General features: G+C 67.2%; 20 protein-coding genes. 7 read left to right on the forward strand and 13 right to left on the reverse strand.

Features of this window, described 5'->3' with window-relative positions; translation table 11 throughout:
- Positions 1–127: 127 nt before the first annotated feature.
- Positions 128–1,177 (forward strand): diguanylate cyclase, encoded by a 1,050-nt coding sequence (locus QMX85_RS12975; RefSeq protein ID WP_282341478.1) that lies wholly within the window; start codon positions 128–130, stop codon positions 1,175–1,177.
- Here the strand turns inward: QMX85_RS12975 and QMX85_RS12980 are convergent.
- Positions 1,174–1,728 (reverse strand): ankyrin repeat domain-containing protein, encoded by a 555-nt coding sequence (locus QMX85_RS12980; RefSeq protein WP_282341480.1) that lies wholly within the window; start codon positions 1,726–1,728, stop codon positions 1,174–1,176. The genes QMX85_RS12975 and QMX85_RS12980 overlap by 4 nt on opposite strands.
- Before the next feature lie 324 nt (positions 1,729–2,052).
- On the opposite strand from QMX85_RS12980, the gene QMX85_RS12985 reads away from it, so the two are divergent.
- On the forward strand, positions 2,053–3,177 hold the full coding sequence (locus tag QMX85_RS12985) for a beta-ketoacyl-ACP synthase III (protein ID WP_282341481.1): 1,125 nt from the start codon (positions 2,053–2,055) through the stop codon (positions 3,175–3,177).
- A gap of 71 nt (positions 3,178–3,248) precedes the next feature.
- Here the strand turns inward: QMX85_RS12985 and QMX85_RS12990 are convergent, their stop codons facing one another.
- On the reverse strand, positions 3,249–4,526 hold the full coding sequence (locus tag QMX85_RS12990) for a putative porin (RefSeq protein ID WP_282341483.1): 1,278 nt from the start codon (positions 4,524–4,526) through the stop codon (positions 3,249–3,251).
- Between the two features lie 386 nt (positions 4,527–4,912).
- On the opposite strand from QMX85_RS12990, the gene QMX85_RS12995 reads away from it, so the two are divergent.
- Complete coding sequence (locus QMX85_RS12995) at positions 4,913–6,037, forward strand: GNAT family N-acetyltransferase (RefSeq protein WP_282341484.1); 1,125 nt, start codon at positions 4,913–4,915, stop codon at positions 6,035–6,037.
- A 616-nt stretch (positions 6,038–6,653) separates the two neighbouring features.
- Here QMX85_RS12995 and QMX85_RS13000 read toward each other — a convergent pair.
- The 3 genes from QMX85_RS13000 to QMX85_RS13010 form a co-directional block, all read right to left on the reverse strand.
- Positions 6,654–8,486, reverse strand: a complete 1,833-nt coding sequence (locus tag QMX85_RS13000; RefSeq protein WP_282341487.1) for an ABC transporter ATP-binding protein — start codon at positions 8,484–8,486, stop codon at positions 6,654–6,656.
- Positions 8,487–8,593: 107 nt separating this feature from the next.
- Complete coding sequence (locus tag QMX85_RS13005; protein ID WP_090228345.1) at positions 8,594–9,148, reverse strand: peptidylprolyl isomerase; 555 nt, start codon at positions 9,146–9,148, stop codon at positions 8,594–8,596.
- 144 nt (positions 9,149–9,292) lie between these two features.
- Positions 9,293–10,219, reverse strand: a complete 927-nt coding sequence (locus tag QMX85_RS13010) for a LysR family transcriptional regulator (RefSeq protein WP_090228342.1) — start codon at positions 10,217–10,219, stop codon at positions 9,293–9,295.
- Positions 10,220–10,267: 48 nt separating this feature from the next.
- On the opposite strand from QMX85_RS13010, the gene QMX85_RS13015 reads away from it, so the two are divergent.
- Both QMX85_RS13015 and QMX85_RS13020 read left to right on the forward strand, forming a co-directional pair.
- Entirely contained in the window at positions 10,268–10,582 is a 315-nt protein-coding gene (locus QMX85_RS13015; RefSeq protein ID WP_090228340.1) for a 3-phosphoglycerate kinase, read from the forward strand.
- 147 nt (positions 10,583–10,729) lie between these two features.
- Complete coding sequence (locus QMX85_RS13020) at positions 10,730–11,329, forward strand: FMN-dependent NADH-azoreductase (RefSeq protein WP_273232763.1); 600 nt, start codon at positions 10,730–10,732, stop codon at positions 11,327–11,329.
- 163 nt (positions 11,330–11,492) lie between these two features.
- On the opposite strand, the gene QMX85_RS13025 is transcribed toward QMX85_RS13020, so the two are convergent.
- The 8 genes from QMX85_RS13025 to metG all read right to left on the reverse strand — a co-directional run bounded on the left by QMX85_RS13025 (position 11,493) and on the right by metG (position 18,701).
- A complete protein-coding gene (locus QMX85_RS13025; protein WP_282341498.1) occupies positions 11,493–11,678 on the reverse strand; it encodes a hypothetical protein in 186 nt (61 codons plus the stop codon).
- Positions 11,679–11,785: 107 nt separating this feature from the next.
- Positions 11,786–12,424 (reverse strand): endonuclease III, encoded by a 639-nt coding sequence (gene nth, locus QMX85_RS13030; RefSeq protein ID WP_282341499.1) that lies wholly within the window; start codon positions 12,422–12,424, stop codon positions 11,786–11,788.
- Entirely contained in the window at positions 12,421–12,981 is a 561-nt protein-coding gene (locus tag QMX85_RS13035; RefSeq protein WP_282341501.1) for an Rnf-Nqr domain containing protein, read from the reverse strand. Before QMX85_RS13035 ends, nth begins: the two co-directional genes overlap by 4 nt.
- Positions 12,978–13,544: an RnfABCDGE type electron transport complex subunit G gene (locus QMX85_RS13040; protein ID WP_282341503.1), complete on the reverse strand. Its 567-nt coding sequence runs from the start codon at positions 13,542–13,544 to the stop codon at positions 12,978–12,980. The genes QMX85_RS13035 and QMX85_RS13040 overlap by 4 nt, the downstream gene beginning before the upstream one ends.
- On the reverse strand, positions 13,541–14,563 hold the full coding sequence (locus QMX85_RS13045; RefSeq protein ID WP_282341505.1) for an RnfABCDGE type electron transport complex subunit D: 1,023 nt from the start codon (positions 14,561–14,563) through the stop codon (positions 13,541–13,543). Before QMX85_RS13045 ends, QMX85_RS13040 begins: the two co-directional genes overlap by 4 nt.
- Entirely contained in the window at positions 14,550–15,914 is a 1,365-nt protein-coding gene (locus QMX85_RS13050) for an RnfABCDGE type electron transport complex subunit B (RefSeq protein WP_282341507.1), read from the reverse strand. Before QMX85_RS13050 ends, QMX85_RS13045 begins: the two co-directional genes overlap by 14 nt.
- Positions 15,911–16,423, reverse strand: a complete 513-nt coding sequence (locus tag QMX85_RS13055) for an Rnf-Nqr domain containing protein (RefSeq protein WP_282341509.1) — start codon at positions 16,421–16,423, stop codon at positions 15,911–15,913. Before QMX85_RS13055 ends, QMX85_RS13050 begins: the two co-directional genes overlap by 4 nt.
- A 235-nt stretch (positions 16,424–16,658) precedes the next feature.
- Entirely contained in the window at positions 16,659–18,701 is a 2,043-nt protein-coding gene (gene metG / locus QMX85_RS13060; RefSeq protein ID WP_282341511.1) for a methionine--tRNA ligase, read from the reverse strand.
- A gap of 160 nt (positions 18,702–18,861) precedes the next feature.
- Between metG and apbC the strand changes: the two genes are divergently transcribed.
- Positions 18,862–19,947: an iron-sulfur cluster carrier protein ApbC gene (gene apbC, locus QMX85_RS13065; RefSeq protein WP_282341513.1), complete on the forward strand. Its 1,086-nt coding sequence runs from the start codon at positions 18,862–18,864 to the stop codon at positions 19,945–19,947.
- 72 nt (positions 19,948–20,019) lie between these two features.
- Positions 20,020–21,492, forward strand: coding sequence for a helicase HerA-like domain-containing protein (locus tag QMX85_RS13070; RefSeq protein ID WP_282341515.1), 1,473 nt, complete (start codon positions 20,020–20,022; stop codon positions 21,490–21,492).
- Positions 21,493–21,817 lie beyond the last annotated feature (325 nt).

The following is a 21,817-nucleotide window of genomic DNA, read 5'->3' on the forward strand; positions in this document are numbered from 1 at the left end:
GGGTCGGGTGGTCCCGATTCTGCAGATGCAGACTACGTGGCTGGCGCCCGGATCGCACCCCGGCCTTTCACACAAGGGCCTGGTCCTATCGGATATAGTGGCGGCAGTCCTTTCGCAAGACCTCGACGTGCACGATCCCATCACTTCCGATAAAGCCGGCCTTTCCTTCGTCCGTCGCGCGTTTTTGCCGCGCGCCATCGGGCTGGGCACGGGTTTCCTGTGCGTGGCGGTGGTGCTTTGGGAACGCCAGTCGCCGATCTGGCTGTGGGTGCTGCTCGTGGCGTTTTCCTACGGCTGGCCGCTGCTGGCCTACTGGATGGCGTTGCGCTCGCGCTCGCCCTACGTGATCGAGCGGCGCCAGGTGCTGTTCGACTCGCTGATGGGCGGCTTCTGGATCGCCAGCATCGGCTTCAACGTGCTGCCGACGGTGATGATGCTGTCGATGCTGGCGATGAACAACACCGCCGCAGGCGGCGTGCGCTTCGTGCTGCGGGGCATGGCGATGCAGGCGCTGGGGATGGTCGTCTCGGTACTGCTGCTGGGTTTCAGCTTCACCCCGCAGATCAGCCAGCAGATTCTCTACGCCTGCCTGCCGATGCTGGTCATTCATCCGCTGACCATCGGCCTGGTGCTCTATCGGCTGGCGATCCAGCTCGGCCAGCACAAGCGCACGCTGCGCGTGCTGAGCCGCACCGACAGCCTGACCGGGCTGTTCAATCGACGTTACTGGAGCGAGCAGGCGAGCCTGGTGTTCGATGACTGCCGCGCGCGTGGTCAGGCCGCCAGCCTGGCGCTGATCGATGTCGATCACTTCAAGTCGAGCAACGACCGCTACGGCCATATCGCGGGCGACGAGGTGTTGCGCGAGGTCGGCCGCTGCATCCAGCGCAACCTCAGGCTGACGGATATCGCCGGGCGCTACGGCGGCGACGAATTCTGCGTGCTGCTGCCGGATACCGAATCGGGCGAGGCCCTCGCGGTGCTCGAACGCCTGCGCGAAGAAATCACCAGCCTGGCGTTCAGCCAGGCGGATGGGCTGAGCGTCAGCCTGAGCATCGGCATCGCCGGTTTCCATACCGGGCTGGAGGATGCCCAGGCCTGGCTGAAGAGGGCGGACGAGGCGCTGTACCGCGCCAAGGAACTGGGGCGCAATCGCGTGGTGGCGGCGGCGGGCTAGCCGGCCGAACGGTCTCGCCCGAGCAGGGCACGTTCGAGCAGCGCGGGCGTATCCTGCGCGCCCATCGCCTGCGCCGCGGCCATCGCGGTGACGCCATTGGCGTCGCGCGCCGCCGGGTCGGCTCCCTGCCTCAGCAGCAACTCGACGATATCGGTGCGGTTGAACATCGCCGCCATCATCAGCGCGGTCTTGCCGTCCGGCGAGGCGCCGTCCACATCGGCGCCGTGCTCCAGCAGCAGCGTCGCCATCGCCAGGTCGCCCTTGAAACCGGTGCCGGCCAGCGGCGTCTGCCCGCGGTCGTTGGCGAGATTGGCGTCGGCGCCGTGTTGCAGCAGCACGCGCGCGGCGTCCTGGTGGCCGTGGTAGCTGGCGAGCATCAGCAAGGTATCGCCCTTGTGATTGCGCAGGTTGGCCGGCAGCCCGCTGTCCAGCAGCCGGGCGAGCATCGTGGCATCGCCGTTGCGGGCGACATCGAAGACCTGGTTGGCGAATTCCTGTTCTTCCTCGGGTGTCATCGGTGCGGCGGCAGGGCGCGCGTTCGGGTTCGACATGCGGGTCTCCGTTGTTGGTATCGGTGGGGCGGCGCGATTGGCGCCCCCTGTTATCGACAGCGCGCGCGTGCGCTGGTGCTGTGTCGCACAGCCTGACATCGGCGCCGCCAGGGCGCTCATTGCAAGAGGCTATGGTTCCGGTAGAGGCGTCGGGTCATCGTCGAAACCGCGCCTGCCGCGCCCGAGAGGGAATTTTCGCGGTTTTCGGGCACAATGGCGGCTAGTCTAAAGCCAGGGTCCGTTGCCGTTTCATGCCGAACCGCGTGGCTGCGATGAAACGGCAACAGCCCTTTGGAACACCCCAGAATTAAAAGAGGAACGACCGTGCATAACGTCGTGATCAGCGGTACCGGCCTGTATACCCCTGCCCAGAGCATTTCCAACGAAGAGCTGGTGGCGTCCTTCAATGCCTACGTGGCGCAGTTCAACGCCGACAACGCCGACGCCATCGCGCGTGGCGAGGTCGAGGCGCTCGGCGAATCCAGCGTTGCCTTCATCGAGAAAGCCTCGGGGATCAAGAGCCGCTTCGTCATCGACAAGGCCGGCATCCTCGACCCGCAGCGCATGGTGCCGAGCATTCCCGAGCGCTCCAACGAGGAGTGGGGCATTCTCTGCGAGATGTCCGTGGCCGCCGCGAAGGAGGCCCTGCAGCGCGCCGGCAAGACCGCCGCCGACATCGACGGGGTGATCGTCGCCTGTTCCAACCTGCAGCGTGCCTACCCGGCGGTGGCCATCGAGGTTCAGGCCGCGCTGGGCATCCAGGGCTGGGGCTACGACATGAACGTCGCCTGTTCCTCGGCGACCTTCGGCATCCAGGCCGCCTGCAACGCCATTCAGGTCGGCCAGGCCAAGGCGATCCTGCTGGTCGATCCGGAAATCTGCACCGGCCACCTCAACTTCCGCGACCGCGACAGCCACTTCATCTTCGGCGACGCCGCCACCGCGGTGATTCTAGAGCGCGCCGACCTGGCGACCTCGGAGCACCAGTGGGACGTGATCAGCAGCAAGCTGCTGACCCACTTCTCCAACAACATCCGCAACAACTTCGGCTTCCTCAACCGCGCGGCAGGGGACGAGTCGGCGAGCGACCCGGACAAGCTGTTCGTCCAGGAAGGCCGCAAGGTGTTCAAGGAAGTCTGCCCGATGGTGGCCGAGCTGATCGGCGCGCACCTGGCCGAGAACGACCTGCCGGTCGGCGACGTGCAGCGCTACTGGCTGCACCAGGCGAACCTGAACATGAACCTGCTGATCATCCGCCGCCTGCTCGGCCGCGATGCGGAGCCGCACGAGGCGCCGGTGATCCTCGACACCTACGCCAACACCAGCTCGGCCGGTTCGGTGATCGCCTTCCACAAGTACCAGGACGACATGCCCAAGGGCAGCCTCGGCGTGCTCAGCTCGTTCGGCGCCGGCTATTCGATCGGCAGCGTGATCCTGCGCCGTCGCTAAGCTTTTCGCAGGCACAAAAAAGCGGGGAATGCCGGTGTCCGGCATTCCCCGCTTTGCATTGCGTGTCGCGGTCAGAACTTGGCTTCGAGGTCGAGTTGCATGGTGTCGACATCGCCCTCGCCAGCCGCGGCGCCCAGCCAGGCGTCCTTGGCTTTCAGGTAGCTGGCCGCCACGGCGAAGTTCTTGTCGATGTCGTAGCTGACCTTGACCTTGTGGCCCTTGCCGCCGGTGTTGCCGTTGCCGAAGTCGGAATCGGTGAAGGCGCCGACCACCGAGTTGCGTTCCACGTCGCGGTAGTTGTAGTCCAGGCCAAAACCGAAGACCTTGGTCTTCACGCCGAACAGGTAGGCGGTATCTTCCTTGCCCACGGTGGGGGTGGTCTCGGCATCGGCGTTCTTGACGTACTGGCCGTAGAACGACAGCGGCAGCGCCAGGCCGGTCAGGTCTACCTGGCCGAACCCTTCGTAAAGCTGGAACTCATTGCTGCCGGCGGCGTTGCCGTTGATTGCCAGGGTGTTGGTGTCGTCGTCGTTGTCGAAGGCGTAGAGGCTGCCGCCCAGGGTCACTTTCAGATTGTCGGCCGGGGCGAAGCGGATGCCGGCCTGCCCGGTGTACATGCGCAGGTCGTGCTCGAACTGATAGCCCTCGCCGTCGACGTTGTCCTGCAGGATGTAGTAGCCGGTGCTGCCGAAGAGCTCGGTCTTGCCGGCCAGCGGCATCTTGTAGGTGACGGCCAGGCCTTCGGGGTTGAGGTCGCCGTCCCAGATAACGTCGCCCATGCTGACCCACTGTTGCGGCATCTTGCCGCCGACCAGATGCAGGTCCTTGATGTCGGTGGGGTGATAGTCGAGATAGGCCTGGTCCAGCCAGAACGACTTCTGGCTCATCCCGGCCAGGCTCTGGTTGGTGGAACGGCCATCGCCGCTGGTGCCGCTGCCGGTGGCCAGGCGGATGCCGGCGTCCACTTGCGGGTTGATTTCGCTGTACACGCCGAAACGGGCGCGAACGCGCTGGCGGTCCTGATCGCCGGCGATCTTGGTGGCACCATCGGCGTCCACGCTTTCGTGACGCAGGCGGATGTCGCCCTTGATGGTGGTCCGCGCCGCCCAGGCCAGTTTCTGATCGTATGCGCTCTGCTTCTTGGCCTGGGTTTCGGCCGCGGCCTGCTGGGCTTCCTTGTCGGCAGCCAGTTCGACCGATAGGTCGGTGTACTGCTCGGCGGTAATCGCGCCGTTGGCACGCAGCATTTCCAGCAGTTTGGCGTCGACCGCGGCACTGGCCGGGTTACTGACGGCCATCAGAATGCTGGTGCACAGGCCGGCCCCGGTGAGTGTGGAAACTAAACGCATGAACTTCTCCCTATCGAAATGAAGGTCGGCAATTGGCCAATCCCAAGATGACGCGCTTGCGGAGGGCGCTTGGCAGTCAGCGCGGGGTCTCCGAAAACCTGCGCAAGTATTCCGAGGGCTCATGACACATTGATGTCCAACTGATGGCTCGCGTGTGACAGCACCGCTCTGCAACCCGCGAAACAGAGCCTTCACGATCGAAAAGGAGGTCGCAGCCCTTGTATTCAGAGGCTTTGGCGAATTTCGGCAGAGGTGAAAAATTCGTGAAATTTCTTTCTCCGGGGCAGTGCGTCGCACCTGGCCGAGGCCGTTGACGAAGCTTTTGGCCACCTGACCTGCCGGCTACGCGATACTGGTGTTCACTTCGTGTCTTCCTGGGGGCCTGCATGGCGTTGCATGTCGTTTCGAGCCTTGCCGAATTGCCGGCCAAGCAATGGGATGCCCTGTTGCCGGAGCCGCAGCCGTTCCTGCGCCACGCGTTTCTTTCCGCGCTGGAGCTCAGTGGCAGTCTGGGGGAAGGCTCCGGTTGGGCCGCCGAGCACCTCGTGCATATCGAGGGCGGAAGGCTGCTGGCGGCGATTCCGGCCTATCGCAAGCATCATTCCTATGGCGAGTACGTGTTCGATCACGGCTGGGCCGACGCCTGCCATCGGGCGGGGATCGCCTACTACCCCAAGCTGCTCTGCGCCGTGCCGTTCAGCCCGGTCTGCGGCCCTCGGCTATTGATGGCGGAGCCGGCGGCGGGCCTCGAGTTGCTGCGGGCGATTCCCGGCTATCTGGAGGTCGAGGGGCTTTCCAGCGCCCACGTCAACTTCACGCAACCGGGCCTCGACGCCCTGATCGGCGCCGAAGCCGACTGGCTGGAGCGCATCGGCTGCCAGTTCCACTGGCACAACCGAGGCTATCGGGATTTCCAGGACTTCCTCGACGCGCTGGCCTCGCGCAAGCGCAAGCAGATGCGCAAGGAGCGCGAGCAGGTGGCGGGGCAGGGCATCGACTTCGACTGGCGTGAAGGCCACCAGCTGAGCGAGGCGGAATGGGATTTCGTCTACGCCTGCTACGCCAACACCTACCACGTGCGTGGACAGAGGCCGTACCTGACCCGTGCCTTCTTCAGTCTGCTGGCCGAGCGCATGCCACAGGCGATCCGCGTGGTGCTGGCGCGCCGGGCCGGAAGGCCGGTGGCCATGGCGTTCTCGCTGCTGGACGGCGATTCGCTCTACGGGCGCTACTGGGGTTGCCTGGCGGAGTTCGACCGCCTGCACTTCGAGACCTGCTTCTATCAGGGCATCGAGCAGGCCATTGCTGCCGGGCTGAAACGCTTCGATGCCGGCGCGCAGGGCGAGCACAAGCTGGTGCGCGGCTTCGATCCAGTGATCACCCGCTCCTGGCACTACCTCGCGCATCCCGGCCTGCGCGCGGCGGTGGCGGAGTTTCTCCAGCAGGAACACGCCGGCGTGCTGGCCTACGCCGAGGATGCGCGCGCGGCGCTGCCGTATCGCCAATCGTAGGGTGCGCCGCGCGCGCCGTGGGAATGCGCCGTGGTTGCGGTGCGCATGGCGCACCCTACATCGAAGCCTCCAGCCGTAGGGTGCGCCGCGCGCACCGTGGGAGTGCGCCATGGTTGCGGTGCGCATGGCGCACCCTACATCGAAGCCTCCAGCCGTAGGGTGCGCCGCGCGCGCCGTGGGAATGCGCCGTGGTTGCGGTGCGCATGGCGCACCCTACATCGAAGCCTCCAGCCGTAGGGTGCGCCGCGCGCACCGTGGGAATGCGCCGTGGTTGCGGTGCGCATGGCGCACCCTACATCGAAGCCTCCAGTCGTAGGGTGCGCCGCGCGCACCGTGGGAATGCGCCGTGGTTGCGGTGCGCATGGCGCACCCTACATCGAAGCCTCCAGCCGTAGGGTGCGCTGCGCGCACCGTGGGAATGCGCCGTGGTTGCGGTGCGCATGGCGCACCCTACATCGCAGCCTCCAGCCGTAGGGTGCGCCGCGCGCACCGTGGGAATGCGCCATGGTTGAGGTGCGCATGGCGCACTCTACGTCGAGGCCTCCAGCCGTAGGGTGCGCCGCGCGCACCGTGGGAGTGCGCCGTGGTTGCGCTGCTGGATGCCGGGGGCGATTCCTCAGTCGATTCCGACGAAGCCACCGGTCTGGTGCGCCCACAGGCGTGCATAGAGTCCGCCCGCGGCGACCAGCTCGGCATGGTTGCCGGTCTCGACGATCCTGCCCTTGTCCAGCACCACCAGCCGATCCAGGCGGGCGATGGTGGACAGGCGGTGGGCGATGGCGATCACCGTCTTGCCCCTCATCAGGGTTTCCAGGCTTTCCTGGATCGCCGCCTCGACTTCCGAGTCCAGCGCCGAGGTGGCCTCGTCCATGATCAGGATCGGCGCATCCTTGAGCAGCACGCGGGCAATGGCGATGCGCTGGCGCTGGCCGCCGGAGAGCTTCACGCCGCGCTCGCCGACGTGGGCATCGAGCCCGGTGCGGCCTTCGGCATCGGAAAGCTGGGGGATGAACTCGTCGGCGCGGGCCTTGCGAATCGCTTCCCAGAGTTCCTCGTCGCTGGCGCCGGGGCGGCCGTAGAGCAGGTTGTCGCGGATCGAACGGTGCAGCAGCGAGGTGTCTTGGGTGACCACGCCGATGTTGGCGCGCAGGCTTTCCTGGCTCAGCGTGGCGATGTCCTGTCCGTCGATCAGGATGCGCCCGCTCTGCAGGTCGTACAGGCGCAGGAGCAGGTTGACCAGGGTCGACTTGCCCGCGCCAGACGGCCCGACCAGGCCGATCTTCTCGCCGGCGCGGACCTCCAGGTCGAGCCCGGCGATGATTCCGCTGCGCTTTCCGTAGTGGAAGTGGATGTCCTCGAAGCGCACCTGGCCGTGTTCCACCTTCAGCACGCGCGCATCGTCGCGGTCGGTAAGGGTGATCGGCTGCACCACGGTGTGCATGCCGTCCTGGACGATGCCGATGTTCTCGAAGATGCCGTTGACCACCCACATGATCCAGCCGGCCATGTTGTTGATGCGGATGACCAGCGCGGTAGCCAGAGCGATGGCGCCTACGCTGATCTGGCCGTTGCTCCACAGCCACAGGGCGAGCCCGGTGGTGCCGGCGATCAGCACGCCGTTCATGCTGATGATGCAGATGTCCATCGCGCTGACCATGCGCGACTGCTGGCGGAAACGCTCGATCACCTCGCCCATCGCGGTGCGCGCGTAGCGCTCCTCGTCCTGGGTGTGGGCGAACAGCTTGAGGGTGGCGATGTTGGTGTAGCCGTCGACCACCCGGCCCATCAGCTTCGAGCGTGCCGCCGAGGCGGCGGTGGCGCGGCGCTTGATGCGCGGTACGAAGTAACGCAACGCCGCGATGTAGCAGACGATCCACAGGGCCAGCGGGATGACCAGCCGCCAGTCCGCCTCGGCGAACAGGAATAGCGCGCTGCCGGCGTAGATCACCACATGCCAGAGCGCGTCCACCACCTGCACCGCCGAATCGCGCAGGGCCGGGCCGGTCTGCATGATGCGCTGGGCGATGCGCCCGGAGAAATCGCTCTGGAAGAAGTTCAGGCTCTGGCGCAGCACATGGCGGTGGTTCTGCCAGCGGATCATGTTGGTCATGCTCGGCGCCAGCGTCTGGTGCACCAGCAGATCGTGCAGGGCGTTGAACAGCGGCCGCAGGATCACCGCCACCACGGCCATCCACAGCAGCTCGGGGCCGTGCTGGCGAAAGAAGTCGGAGCTGGGCGTCGCCTGCGCCAGATCCACCAGGCGGCCGAGGAAGCTGAACAGCGCGACGTCGATCAGGGCAACGACCAGGCCGACCACGATCAGCACGGCGAAGACCGGCCAGACCTGGCGGATGTAATAGAAGTAGAAGCGCAGGATGCCGTCGGGCGGTGGGTTTTTCGGAGCGTCCTGGAAGGCGTCGATCATGTTTTCGAAGCGGCGGAACAGCATGGGGCGTCCTTATCTGGCGGGCCGTGGCGCGCGCACCACGACCCAGAAGCACGACCGGACGCGTCGACCGCAGCCTTACCCGCGGGCGCGGGTAGGCCGTGGCCGCGTCACAGGCGCTTGGCGGAGAGGATGACGATCGGTTTGGCGGGCACGTCGTCGAACATGCCGCGGCTGGTGGTCGGTGCCTGGACGATCGCGTCGACGACTTCCATGCCGCGTACCACGCGGCCGAACACCGCATAGCCGAAATCGCGCGCGCCATGGTCGAGCATCGCATTGTCCTTCTGGTTGATGAAGAACTGGCTGGTGGCGGAATCGACCGCCTGGGTACGGGCCATGGCCAGGGTGCCACGGACATTGCGCAGGCCGTTGTCGGCCTCGTTCTTGATCGGGTCGCGGGTGGGCTTCTCGTTCATCTTCGCGTCGAAGCCGCCGCCCTGGATCATGAAACCGGGGATCACGCGGTGGAAGATGGTATCGGTGTAGAAGCCGCTGTCGACGTAGTCGAGGAAGTTCTTCACGCTGATCGGCGCATCGTCCGGCTGCAGTTCGATGACGATTTCACCAGCGCTGGTGAGCAACTGCACGCGCGGATTTTCCGCGGCCAGGAGGCTGTGGGCGAAGAGCAGGGCGCAGGCGGCCAGGGCGAGTTTTTTCAGCATTTTGCGAGGTCCTTGTTGGGCAGGGCGTGGCGGTTGCGCCGGTGGGCGTCGGGCCGCTGGCACGCATCGTACAACGTCGAGGGTCCCGCTGACGTGCTCGAACCTTCGGACCGGCGTCCTCCAGGGTCGTTCCACGCCGCGCGTTCAGTTGGTCGATTGCGGCGCGGCGAAGGCGGCATCCAGCGGCGCAGCGTCGAAGGTCTTGATCAGCTCGATGAGGATCTGCGTCGCCGGGCCCAGCGGTTTGTCCTTGTTCGAGTAGAGATAGAACAGCGGGCTGCGGCTGCCGCCCTGGTCCAGCGGCAGCGCCTTGAGCTGGCCCTCGCGCAATTCGCGCTCGATCATGTGGCGCGGCAGCCAGGCGAAGCCCAGGCCGTTGCTGACGAAGGTGGCGGCGGTGGCCAGGCTGCCAACGGTCCAGCGCTGCTCGGCGCCGAGCCAGCCGACGTCGCGTGGCTGCTGCCGGCCGGAGTCGCGGGTGACCACCTGCATCTGCGCTTCCAGGTCTTGGAAGTTCACCTGCCGATGCAATTTGTGCAGCGCGTGGTCCGGGCTGGCGACGGCGACGAATTCCACCGTGCTCAGCTCGGCGCCGAGGAAACCGGGAATGATCAGCCCACTGATGGCCAGGTCGGCGACGCCTTCGAGCAGCACTTCCTCGACCCCCGAGAGCACCTCCTCGCGCAGCCGCACGCGACAGCCGCGGCTCTGCGGCATGAACGCGGTGAGTGCACGCACCAGACGCGCCGTGGGGTAGGCGGCATCCACCACCAGGCGAACCTCGGCTTCCCAGCCCTGTTCCATGTGATGAGCCAGGTCTTCGAGCTGGCTGGCCTGTTTGACCAGTTGCCGCGAGCGGCGCAGGAGCACGCCCCCGGCCTCGGTGAGCACCGCGCGGCGGCCGTCGATGCGCAACAGCGGCACGCCCAGTTGCTCCTGCATGCGCGCGACGGTGTAGCTCACCGACGATTGCGAGCGGTGCAGGATTTCAGCCGCCTGGGCGAAACCGCCATGGTCGACCACCGCCTGCAGGGTTCGCCATTGATCCAGTGTGACGCGGGGCGCTTTCATCCTCGGCTCCTCTTATCCTAAGCTGGCGGCCCCCGATGGAGACCAACAATGAAAACAATGCTCTTCGCGCTGGCGGCGCTGATGCCGCTTTCCTGCCTGGCTGCCTATCCGATCGAAGTCGAAAAGCAGCTCAACGGCGCGGAAATCACCTACAGCACTCAGGACATCGACTACAACATGGGCGCCATCAGCCTGACCAACAGGGGCGCCACCGAGGCCACCTGCACGCTGGTGTTCCGCAATGGCCCCGAAGCTCCCCGCACCCGCAAGGCCAGCATCGAACCGGGCAAGACGGTCAACCTCACGGCGAAGTTTGCCCGCAGCATCATCCGCCTGCGCATCCAGATGACCTGCGGCCTCTGACGGCGGCCGCGCCGTCGTCGCCACGGGTGATGACTCAAGTTAAATCGATTTAGTCGATAATTTGAAGTGATTTTTTTCGCTTTTTAATCGATATATAGATACTTAATCTCGCTCCATCGAACACACATTCCCGATGGAGAAAAACTCATGTCACGTGTACTGGTCATCGAAAGCAGCGCCCGCCAGGAAGGCTCGGTATCCCGTCAGCTCACCCAGGCGTTCATCGCCCAGTGGAAAGCGGCGCATCCGTCCGACGAAATCAGCGTGCGCGACCTTGCCGTCGAGCAGGTGCCGCACCTGGACGCCAACCTGCTGGGTGGCTGGATGAAACCGGCCGACCAGCACAGCGACCAGGAGAAGAACGCCCTGGCGCGCTCCAACCTGCTCACCGAGGAACTGCTCGCCGCCGACGTGCTGGTGCTCGCCGCGCCGATGTACAACTTCGCCATCCCCAGCACCCTGAAGTCCTGGCTGGACCACGTGCTGCGTGCCGGCGTCACCTTCAAGTACACCGAAACCGGCCCGCAAGGCCTGCTCACCGGCAAGCGCGCCTTCGTCCTGACCGCCCGGGGCGGTATCTACGCCGGCGGCAGCCTGGATCACCAGGAGCCCTATCTGCGCCAGGTGCTGGGTTTCATCGGCATCCATGACGTCGAGTTCATCCACGCCGAAGGTCTCAACCTGGGCGCCGAATCGCTGGAAAAAGCCGTGACCCAGGCCAAGGCGAAGTTGGCCCTGGTCGCCTGATCGCTGTCGCTCCCCCGCTCCTTGCCCTGGTTGGCTCCCGGGCAACTTGACCGGCCATTCCCCTGGCCGGTTTTTTTATGCTCAAAACAAAAGCCGGATTTTTCGCGGGCGAAAAAAAACCGCGCGCTGTGGCCAGCGGGCGGCTTCGTTTGCCAGGCGCGGTTTACAGGTCGAAATCGTAGTCCGACAGCTGCCGCTGTAGGCGACGTTCTTCCAGGTAGTTGTCGATGATGCGGCGCTTGGTCAGGTTGGTCTTGGCGACCTCCGCCGGGGTCGCGGTATCGTCGTCGCCATCGGCGTCTTCCACCGCGAGATCATCTTCGAGTTCGATTTCGGCTTTGTCGGTCATACCTGTCGCTCCAGGCTGAGGGTGCTATTGGCGCACCTTATAGCGGCAAAGACTGAGCGGGTAAAAAAGATTTTTTCAATCGACGTGCGAGGTTTTGCCTAAACGCCTCAATCGTCCGAGGTCTTGTGCTTGTACTCGCAGAGGTCTTCGATCCGGCAACTGCCGCACTGCGGTTTGCGCGCCTTGCACACGTAGCGGCCGTGCAGGATCAGCCAGTGGTGGGCGTCCAGCAGGTAGTCCCGGGGCACGAACTTGACCAGTTTGCGTTCCACCTCCAGCACGTTCTTGCCCGGCGCGATGTGGGTGCGGTTGGCGACACGGAAGATGTGCGTGTCCACCGCCATGGTCGGCTGGCGAAACGCGGTGTTGAGCACCACGTTGGCGGTCTTGCGGCCGACGCCGGGCAGCGCCTCGAGATCCTCGCGATTCTCCGGCACCTGGCCGCCGTGTTTCTCCACCAGCAGGCGGCAGGTCTCGATGACGTTCTTCGCCTTGGCGTTGTACAGGCCGATGGTCTTGATGTACTCGGACAGCCCGGCGACGCCAAGCGCGTAGATCGCTTGCGGCGTATTGGCCACCGGAAAGAGCCTGGCGGTGGCCTTGTTCACCCCGACGTCGGTGGCCTGCGCGGAAAGGATCACCGCGATGAGCAGCTCGAACGGCGAGCTGTAGGCCAGCTCGGTGACGGGGTTGGGGTTGTCCTCGTGCAGGCGACGGAAGATTTCCAGGCGTTTGGCGGCGTTCATGTTCTTTCGCGGTAGGGACGAAGCCGGCGGCGCAGCGCCAGCAGGAGGCCGAGCAGGATAAGGCCACCGGGCGCCAGCGCAAAGAGCGTCGCCGGCCTGGACGTGACGTGCAGCACCCACTCGGCCGCGAGCGGGCCGAACAGCCATTCGGCGTCCGCCAGCAAAGTGCCGGAGCCGAGGATCTCGCGCAGCCCGCCGAGCGCCAGCGCCGTGGCGGTGAAGGCGAGGACCCCTAGCAGGCCGTCGCCGGCGGCGTCCTCGGTCTGCGCGGCGAGCAGCAGGCAGGGCACGGCGAGCAGCGCGGTCCAGGGTTGCAGGGCGTTCTGCAGGTCATGGAAGAACGCCCCGCCAAGCAGTTCCGCGATGCTGCACAGGCCGGCCGCCATCAGCAGCGCGGCCAGCCAGTAGGCGGAGCCCTGCGCGTGGCGGCGCAGCAGCGGCAGCAGCAGGACGAATGCGCCGACCGCCAGCACGCCCTGCGCGGCGATGCCGACGCCTTTCACCAGCGAATCCGCTGCACCCACCAGCGGCAGCAAGGCGAACAGCATCCGCCTCATGGCCCCCGCTCCAGCAGACGCTCGCGGTTCGCGGCGAACACCCGCAGCGCCTGCTGCACGCCGAGCAGTACCGCGTGCGAGCTGAGGGTGGCGCCGCTCATCTGGTCGAAGTCGCCGCCGTCGCGCCGCCACTGCCAGCGCTGCGCCAGCGTTTTCCCGGCGAACTGCGCCAGCCACTCCGGCCGCGCCACCGCGTCGCCAAGGCCGGGGGTTTCCCGCTGCGCCAGCACCTTGCTGCCGATCAGCCGACCGTCCGGGTCGATCGCCACCAACAAGCGGATAGGGCCCTCGTAGCCCTGGGTGTCGAGCGTCAGCAACACGGCGGTCACGCGCCCGGCGAGGGTCGCGCGATAGGCGGGCGCGGCCTGGCCGGGCAGGGTCAGCGGCTGCCGCAGTGGCGCGTTGTCATGGCTGCGCGCAGGCAGCAGGTCGAGCAGCTGGCGCTCTCCGGACGCCTGCCGTTCGGCCTCTGTGCGGGCCGCCAGCGTGCCGTGCAGCACGCTGGTGAGCGTTACGCCGAGCAGCGCGACGGCCAGCGCCGGCAGCCAGCGACGGGCGCTCATCGCGGCGCGCTCCGGCCGGGCAGGCGCTCCAGCATCGGCACCGCCAGGTTCATCGCCAGCACGGCGAAGGCCATGCCGTCCGGGGAGTTGCCCCAGGTGCGCAGGGCGTAGGTGAGCAGCCCGACGCCGATGCCGAACGCCCAATGGCCGCGCGGGCTGCGCGCACCCGAGACCGGCTCGGTGGCGATGAAGAAGGCGCCGAGCATGCTCGCCCCGCTGAACAGATGCAGCAGCGGCGAGCCGTTGGAATCCGAGCCGGTGCCGTTCCAGCACAGCATGGCACTGACGAACAGCGCGCCGAGCACACCGGCCGGCACCCGCCAGGCGATCACCCTGCGCTGCACGAGCAGCAGCCCGCCGAGCAGGAACGCCAGGTTCGGCACTTCCGCGCCTCGTCCGCCGAAGCCACCGAATGCGGGATGCGTGGCGAAAAGCTCGGCCTGGGTCAGGCGGTCGTTGTGCCTGAGGGTGTCGAGCAGCGTGGCGCCGCTCCAGCCGTCCGCCGGCATGGCGCCGAACACCTGCATCAGCGACAGCCCGTTCCAGTCGCCCGGCTGCGGCCACTGGCTCATCGGTGCCGGGAAGGCCACGAGGGCGAAGGCGTAGCCGAGCATCGCCGGGTTCAGCGGGTTGTGGCCGAAGCCCCCCCACAGCGATTTGCCGAAGAGGATGGCGAAGGCGCTGGCGCTTGCCGTCAGCCACCAGGGCGCCGACGCCGGCAGTGCCAGGCCGAGCAGCACCGCGGTGACCAGCGCGCCGCCCTCGGCCAGCGGGGCGATGCCGAACAGCGTCTCCTCGGCACGCGGCGGTGGCTGGTGGCGCAGGCGGCGGACCAGCGCTTCGCAGGCCAGCGCGCTGGCCGTGGCGATCGACAGCTGCAGCAGCACGCCCCAGCCGAAGAGCCAGAGCAGCGTCAGCGCGCCGGGCAGGCAGGCCAGCAACACCAGGCGCATGCTGCGCGCCACGTCGAAGGCGGCCGGCTCCGGCAGCGTCGCGCCGAGCGGATCAGTCACCGGCATGCGCGTCTACCTGGCGCTCGGCCGCCGCCAGGCGCGTCCGCGCCCGCTCCAGCGCCGCCTCGTCCAGTGGCACGCGACGCTGCAGTTTGCTGACCTCGGCGCGGGCGTAGGCCAGCTCGGTCTTCAACGCGCGCAACGCCGGATCGATCGGGCGTTTCTCCGTGCGCAGCAGTTCCGGCGCCGGTTTTCCGCAGGCGGCTTCGGCGGCGTGGAGTGCCTGCTCGGCGGCGCTCAGGGAGGCCAGCAACGCCTGGCGAAGGGGCTCCGCTGCGCCTTTTTCCTCGGCCTCACGCACGGCGTCGCGGGCGCTGCGGTAGGCGATCTTCGCCTGCTTGAGCGCCTGTTCGCCGGGCGTGAGGGGTGCCTCGGTCGTCGCCTGGCAGGCGTCCAGACGCGCCTGTGCCTGACTGGCGGCAGCCCGCAGCTCGGCCAGTTGCGTCTGTTGCCCGGCGGTCGGCGCCACGCCGAAGGCCTTCTGCGCCTTGCTCAACTGGGCGCGGCTCATCGCGGCGGCGATCTTGGCTTTCTTCAGCAGGGCTTCGCGGTCGTCGCCGACGCCGGCCGCCGAGGCGCCAGGCGGCGCTTCGGCAGCCACCAGCGCAGCCTGTGCGGCTTCGGCGGCGGCGCGCAATTCGGCGACCTGTGCCTGCAATTCCGGCGTGCCGCGCGCGGCGAGCTGCTTTTCGGCTTTGCCCAGGGCGACGCGGGCCATGCTCGCCTCGATCTTCAGGCGCTTCTGTCGGTCGTTCGCCGGTGCTGCCGCCGCCTGTTGCGCGCGAACCCGTTCGATGGCCGATTGCACCGGCGCGTCGTTGGAGGTGGCGGGCGGCCGTGCCCGCGACTGGCGTTCGGCCTGGCGACGGGCGTCGTCGCGGGCCAGGCGTGCATTGCGTGCCTCGAAGCGCCGGCGGAACTGGTCGGCGCGGGCGCGCTGGGCCTGCGCGGCGGCATCGGCCAGCGGCAGGATGTCGATGCAGTCCACCGGACAGGGCGCGACGCAGAGTTCGCAGCCGCTGCATTCGGCGGCGATCACCGTGTGCATCAGCTTGGCCGCGCCGCTGATGGCATCCAGCGGGCAGGCCTGAATGCACTTGGTGCAGCCGATGCATTCGGCTTCGCGGATGAAGGCGATCTGCGCCGGCACCGGGGTTTCCGCCAGCGGCAGGGTCGGGCGCTGCAGCAGCTCGGCCAGCGCCTCCACGGTGGCCTGGCCGCCCGGCGGGCATTTGTTGATCGCCTCGCCGGCGGCGATGCCTTCGGCGTAGGGCTTGCAGCCGGGATGACCGCACTTGCCGCACTGGGTCTGTGGCAGCAGGGCGTCGATCGCCTTTATCCGCAGCGCGTTGCTCATCGCCCGACCACCCCGAGCAGCACCAGGCCCATCAACCCGGAGCCGATCAGCGCCAGCGGCGCGCCCCGCAGCGGCGCCGGTACATTGGCGTTTTCCGCCCGCGCCAGCAGGTCGCCGAGCAGGCGCAGGATCAGCCAGAAGCCCAGGCCGGCGAGCACGCCGAGGCCCAGGCTCGGCAGCCATTCGCGCTGCGCCGCGTCGAACATCAGCACGCTGGCGATGGCCGCGCCGTTGGCCAGCAGCGCAGGCAGGAGGCCCGGCGCCGTTGGGTAGCGCCTGGCGATGAGCTTCAGCGCGAGCAGGGCGAGTGGCAGCAGCGCGGCCAGCAACGCCATGAGGCGAAGGTGTTGCAGTCCTTCCGGCAGATGCGCCAGCGCCCAGCCGAGTGGCGTGGCGAGGACCACCAGCAACGCCGTCGCCGGGCCGAGCGCCGGCGCCCGGTCGCTGCGCGACAGCAGGTCGACCAGGGCGGTGCAGAGCAGGGTGGGCAGCAGAGCGAGCATAGGCATCGGTTTTTTCGGGCGGTGGAGCGGTGGGTTACGGCGCGCTCCGGGCGGAATCGTAGAGTGGAACGCGCTTCGTCGATCCGCCGTGTGGCCAGCGGTGGATGAAAGGAGCGTCATCCACCCTACGGGCCTACCGGGAATCGTAGGGTGGATCACGCTTCACCGATCCACCAGGCGGTGTCGATGAAGGCGTCGTCATCCCCCCGAAGCGTCGACCGGACTCAGGCGGCTTCGCGCGTCACTTCACCCGCTGGCCCGGCTTGGCGCCGCTGTCCGGGCTGAGCAGGTAGATCTCCTCGCCGCCGGGGCCGGCCGCCAGGACCATGCCTTCGGAGACGCCGAACTTCATCTTGCGCGCGGCCAGGTTGGCGACGTACAGGGTCAGGCGACCTTCCAGCTTGCTCGGGTCCGGGTAAGCGCTCTTGATCCCGGAGAACACGTTGCGCTTGGCGTCGCCGATGTCCAGGGTCAGGCGCAGCAGCTTGTCGGCGCCTTCGACGAACTCGCATTTCTCGATCAGCGCGATGCGCAGGTCGACGGCGGCGAAGGCGTCGAAGGCGATCTCGGCGGCCAGCGGGTCTTTTACCAGTTCACCGTTGCCCGTCGTCGCGGCAGGCGCTTCGGCGGCGGCCAGGTCTTCCTTCGAAGAGGCGATCATGGCTTCGATCTTCGCCGGCTCGATGCGCGTCAGCAGCGGGGTGAAGGCGTTCAACTGGTGGTTGGCCAGGAGGTTGCGGTGGTCGTCCCAGCGCAGCGGCGCGACGTTGAGGAACTGCTCGGCGGCGGCGGCCAGGGACGGCAACACCGGCTTGAGGAAGATCACCAACTGGCGGAACAGGTTGACGCCCAGCGCGCAGATTTCCTGCACCTCGGCCTGCTTGCCGTCCTGCTTGGCCAGCGCCCAGGGCGCCTTGTCGGCGATCCAGGCGTTGGCGCGGTCGGCCAGCGCCATGATTTCGCGCATGGCGCGGGCAAAGTCGCGGGTTTCATAGGCTTCGGCGATGCTCGGCGCGGCGGCGCGGAAGGCCTCGGTCAGTTCCGGCGCGGCATCGCCCTGCACCAGCAGGCCGGCGTTGCCCTTGTGGATGAAACCGGCGCAGCGGCTGGCGATGTTGACCACCTTGCCGACCAGGTCCGAGTTGACCTTCTGCACGAAGTCCTCAAGGTTCAGGTCGAGGTCGTCCACGCCGCGGCTGAGTTTGCTCGCGAAGTAGTAGCGCAGGTATTCCGGGTTCAGGTGGTCGAGGTAGGTGCGCGCCTTGATGAAGGTGCCGCGCGACTTCGACATCTTCTGCCCGTCCACGGTGAGGAAGCCGTGCACGTTGAGCGCGGTCGGCTTGCGGTAGCCGGCGCCCTCGAGCATCGCCGGCCAGAACAGCGCGTGGAAGTTGACGATGTCCTTGCCGATGAAGTGGTACACCTCGGCGCTCGAATCCTTGTTCCAGAAGGCGTCGAAGTCCAGCTCCGGGGTGCGCTCGCAGAGGTTCTTGAAGCTGGCCATGTAGCCGATCGGCGCATCCAGCCAGACGTAGAAGAACTTGCCCGGCTCATCGGGAATCTCGAAGCCGAAGTAGGGCGCGTCGCGGGAGATGTCCCATTCCTGCAGGCCGGCGTCCAGCCATTCGGCGATCTTGTTGGCCACCGACTCCTGCAGCGCGCCGCTGCGGGTCCAGCCTTTGAGCATCGCGTCGAAGTCCGGCAGCTTGAAGAAGAAGTGCTTGGAGTCCTTGAGCACCGGCACCGCGCCGGAAATCGCCGAGCGCGGGTCCTTGAGTTCGGTGGGCGCGTAGGTGGCGCCGCATTTCTCGCAGTTGTCGCCGTACTGGTCGGGGCTGGCGCATTTCGGGCAGGTGCCCTTGATGAAGCGGTCGGCCAGGAACATGCCTTTTTCCGGGTCGAAATACTGGGTCACCGAGCGCGTGGCGATGTGCCCGGCGTCGCGCAGCTTCAGGTAGATCGACTCGGAGAGCACGCGGTTCTCTTCCGAATGGGTCGAGTGGAAGTTGTCGAAGGCCACGCCGAAGTCGGCGAAGTCGGTGCTGTGTTCCCGGCGCACGTTCTCGATCAACTGCTCGGGGCTGATGCCTTCCTTGTCCGCACGCAGCATGATCGCGGAGCCGTGAGCGTCGGAGGCGCAGACGTAGATGCACTGGTTGCCGCTCATCTTCTGGAAGCGCACCCAGATGTCGGTCTGGATGTATTCCACCATGTGGCCGAGATGGATCGAGCCGTTGGCGTAGGGCAGGGCGCTGGTGACGAGGATCTGGCGGGCTTCGGACATGTTGATCGGCTGCACGGGGTAATCGAGGGAAGTCGGCAACTATATAGGCGCGGCGGTTTTTTTTCATCCGCACGGGCCGGACTGCATCCCCGGCGCCCGCGGTCGCTTCGGGCTGCTACGATAGCCGCCTGTTTCGCTCAGCCTTTTCCCGGAGTTCGTCATGACCGTTACCCGCGCCCAGGTGGAAGCCACGCTGCGCCAGTTCACCGATCCCCATCTCGACCAGGACCCGGTCAGCGCCGGCTGCCTGCGCGAGGTCGACATCCAGGGCGGCAAGGTCCGCGTGCGCCTGCAACTGGGCTACGCCGCCGGCCTGTTCGGGAGCGGCTGGGCGCAGACCCTGCAGATGGCCCTGGAGAACCTCGAGGGCGTGGACAGCGTGCAGGTCCAGGTGGATTGCGTGATCGAATCGCATAAGGCGCAGGAGCAGGTTCCGGCGCTGGCCAACGTGAAGAACATCATCGCCGTGGCCTCCGGCAAGGGCGGCGTCGGCAAGTCGACCACCGCCGCCAACCTGGCGCTGGCGCTGGCCCGCGAAGGTGCGCGGGTGGGCATTCTCGACGCGGATATCTACGGCCCCAGCCAGGGCATCATGTTCGGCATCGCCGAAGGCACGCGGCCGAAGATCCGCGAGCAGAAGTTCTTCGTGCCCATCGAGGCGCACGGCGTGCAGGTGATGTCGATGGCCTTCCTCACCGACGATGACACGCCGGTGGTGTGGCGCGGGCCGATGGTGTCCGGCGCGCTGATCCAGCTGATCACCCAGAGCGCCTGGGACAACCTCGACTACCTGGTGATCGACATGCCGCCGGGCACTGGCGACATCCACCTGACCCTGGCCCAGAAGGTGCCGGTGGCCGGCGCGGTGATCGTCACCACGCCGCAGGACCTGGCCCTGCTGGATGCGCGCAAGGGCGTGGAGATGTTCCGCAAGGTCAACATCCCGGTGCTCGGCGTGGTGGAGAACATGGCCGTGCACATCTGCTCCAACTGCGGGCATGCCGAGCACCTGTTCGGCGAAGGCGGCGGCGAGAAGCTCGCCGCGCAGTACGACGTCGAATTGCTCGCCTCGATGCCGCTGTCCATGGCGATCCGCCTGCAATCCGATGGCGGCAAGCCGACCACCGTGGCCGACCCGGAGAGCCAGATCGCCATGCTCTACCAGCACGTCGCCCGCTGCGTCGGCGCGCGCATCGCGCTGACCGGGCAGACGGCGATGCCCAACATCGTCATCAGCGACGATTGATCCGCGCCAGCTAGTCTCAAGACGGGGCCGCCCGACACGGGCGGCCGACTCCCGACCCGCAGAGGAAGCCCCATGTCCCAGACCAGCCCGTTCGTGATCGGCGCCGATACCGATGGCCAGCCCCTGGCCCAGTCGCTGCGCCTGACCAACCGCCATGGCCTGGTCGCCGGCGCCACCGGGACCGGCAAGACCGTGACCCTGCAGCACCTCGCCGAGCTGTTCAGCGATGCCGGCGTGGCGGTGTTCGCCACCGATGTGAAAGGCGATCTCTGCGGCCTCGGCGCCGCCGGCGCTCCGCAGGGCAAGGTGGCCGAGCGCATCGCCGCCATGCCCTGGCTGAATCACCGCCCGCAGGCCTATCCGCTGGTGCTCTGGGACGTGCACGGGGCCAGCGGCCACCCGCTGCGCACCACGCTCAGCGAGATGGGCCCCCTGCTGATCGGTAACCTGCTGGAACTCACCGACAGCCAGCAGGCCGCGCTCTACGCGGCGTTCAAGGTGGCCGACCGCGAAGGCCTGCTGCTGCTCGATCTGAAGGACCTGAAAGCGCTGCTCAATCACCTGCGCGAGAACCCCGAACTGCTCGGCGAGGACCGTGCACTGTTCGCCGGCGCCTCCGCCCAGGCGCTGCAACGGCGCCTGGCGAGCCTGGAACAGCAGGGCGGCGATTCGCTGTTCGGCGAGCCGGCGTTGCAGCTGGGCGACCTGCTGCAGCCGGGCGCCGACGGTCGCGGGCGCATCCACCTGATGGACGCCAGCCGCCTGGTGCACGAGTCGCCGAAGGTCTACGCGACCTTCCTGCTCTGGCTGCTCGCCGAGCTGTTCGAGCAGTTGCCCGAGCGCGGCGATGCCGACAAACCGATCCTCACGCTGTTCTTCGACGAGGCGCACCTGCTCTTCGCCGACACTCCGAAGGCGCTGCAGGAGCGCCTGGAACAGGTGGTGCGGCTGATTCGCTCGAAGGGCGTCGGGGTGTACTTCGTCACCCAGTCGCCGTCCGACCTGCCCGACGGCGTGCTCGCCCAGCTCGGCCTGCGCATCCAGCACGGGCTGCGCGCCTTTACCGCCAAGGAGCAGAAATCCCTGCGCGCCGTGGCCGACGGTTTCCGCCCGAACCCGGCATTCGACACCCTCGACACGCTGACCCAGTTGGGCATCGGCGAGGCGCTGGTCGGCGTGCTCGAGGAGAAGGGCACGCCGGCGATGGTCCAGCGCGTCGCCATCGCGCCGCCGCAGTCGCGGATCGGCCCGCTGAGCGACGCCGAGCGCGCCGCGCTGCTGCGCAGCTCGCCGTTGCTGGGGCGCTACGACAAGCCGATCGATCGCGAATCCGCCTACGAAATCCTCAGCGCCCGCGCCGCGGAGAAGCCCGAGGTGGCCGCGGAGAAACCGGCCAACACCAGCTTCGGCGGCAAGGCCGGCGAGATGCTCGGCGACATCGCCAGCAGCGCCCTGAAGAGCGCCGTGCGCCAGGCTGCCAACCAGATCGGCCGGCAACTGGTGCGCGGGCTGCTGGGTTCGCTGCTGGGTGCCAAGAAGCGCTGACGTCGTAGGCTGACAGATCGACCTGGTGGGCCGCCGGGTCGATGGGCTGAAGTCCATCCTAAGGTCCTGACCCGGCCCAGAACCCCGTAGCGCGCTGGATGGGTCGCGCTTCATCGATCCACCGGGCGGTGCAACGGTGGATGAGAAGAGCGTCATCCACCCTACGTCCGGAGGGATGCACATCGCGTCTGGCGGAATCCGCGAGCCGAATAGCGCGTAGGGTGGATCACGCTTCACCGATCCACCGGGCGGTGCAACGGTGGATGAAAACTGCGTCATCCACCCTACGCCTGGCGCGGTATGCGCAACGGACCCCTGCGAGGGG

Origin of the sequence: Pseudomonas sp. PS02288 (assembly GCF_029959715.1) — a bacterium.
GTDB classification, from domain to species: Bacteria; Pseudomonadota; Gammaproteobacteria; order Pseudomonadales; family Pseudomonadaceae; genus Pseudomonas_O; species Pseudomonas_O kuykendallii.

Excerpts from the sequence above, each read along its gene's own strand:
- QMX85_RS13070 (WP_282341515.1), top strand. The coding sequence starts at position 20,020 with ATGTCCCAGACCAGCCCGTTCGTGATCGGCGCCGATACCGATGGCCAG.
- QMX85_RS13040 (WP_282341503.1), bottom strand. The coding sequence starts at position 13,544 with ATGAGCGCCCGTCGCTGGCTGCCGGCGCTGGCCGTCGCGCTGCTCGGC.
- QMX85_RS12995 (WP_282341484.1), top strand. The coding sequence starts at position 4,913 with ATGGCGTTGCATGTCGTTTCGAGCCTTGCCGAATTGCCGGCCAAGCAA.
- QMX85_RS13050 (WP_282341507.1), bottom strand. The coding sequence starts at position 15,914 with ATGAGCAACGCGCTGCGGATAAAGGCGATCGACGCCCTGCTGCCACAG.
- QMX85_RS13000 (WP_282341487.1), bottom strand. The coding sequence starts at position 8,486 with ATGCTGTTCCGCCGCTTCGAAAACATGATCGACGCCTTCCAGGACGCT.
- nth (WP_282341499.1), bottom strand. The coding sequence starts at position 12,424 with ATGAACGCCGCCAAACGCCTGGAAATCTTCCGTCGCCTGCACGAGGAC.
- QMX85_RS13025 (WP_282341498.1), bottom strand. The coding sequence starts at position 11,678 with ATGACCGACAAAGCCGAAATCGAACTCGAAGATGATCTCGCGGTGGAA.
- QMX85_RS12990 (WP_282341483.1), bottom strand. The coding sequence starts at position 4,526 with ATGCGTTTAGTTTCCACACTCACCGGGGCCGGCCTGTGCACCAGCATT.
- QMX85_RS13015 (WP_090228340.1), top strand. The coding sequence starts at position 10,268 with ATGAAAACAATGCTCTTCGCGCTGGCGGCGCTGATGCCGCTTTCCTGC.
- apbC (WP_282341513.1), top strand. The coding sequence starts at position 18,862 with ATGACCGTTACCCGCGCCCAGGTGGAAGCCACGCTGCGCCAGTTCACC.
- QMX85_RS13055 (WP_282341509.1), bottom strand. The coding sequence starts at position 16,423 with ATGCCTATGCTCGCTCTGCTGCCCACCCTGCTCTGCACCGCCCTGGTC.
- QMX85_RS13035 (WP_282341501.1), bottom strand. The coding sequence starts at position 12,981 with ATGAGGCGGATGCTGTTCGCCTTGCTGCCGCTGGTGGGTGCAGCGGAT.
- QMX85_RS13045 (WP_282341505.1), bottom strand. The coding sequence starts at position 14,563 with ATGCCGGTGACTGATCCGCTCGGCGCGACGCTGCCGGAGCCGGCCGCC.
- QMX85_RS12980 (WP_282341480.1), bottom strand. The coding sequence starts at position 1,728 with ATGTCGAACCCGAACGCGCGCCCTGCCGCCGCACCGATGACACCCGAG.
- QMX85_RS13005 (WP_090228345.1), bottom strand. The coding sequence starts at position 9,148 with ATGCTGAAAAAACTCGCCCTGGCCGCCTGCGCCCTGCTCTTCGCCCAC.
- QMX85_RS13020 (WP_273232763.1), top strand. The coding sequence starts at position 10,730 with ATGTCACGTGTACTGGTCATCGAAAGCAGCGCCCGCCAGGAAGGCTCG.
- metG (WP_282341511.1), bottom strand. The coding sequence starts at position 18,701 with ATGTCCGAAGCCCGCCAGATCCTCGTCACCAGCGCCCTGCCCTACGCC.
- QMX85_RS13010 (WP_090228342.1), bottom strand. The coding sequence starts at position 10,219 with ATGAAAGCGCCCCGCGTCACACTGGATCAATGGCGAACCCTGCAGGCG.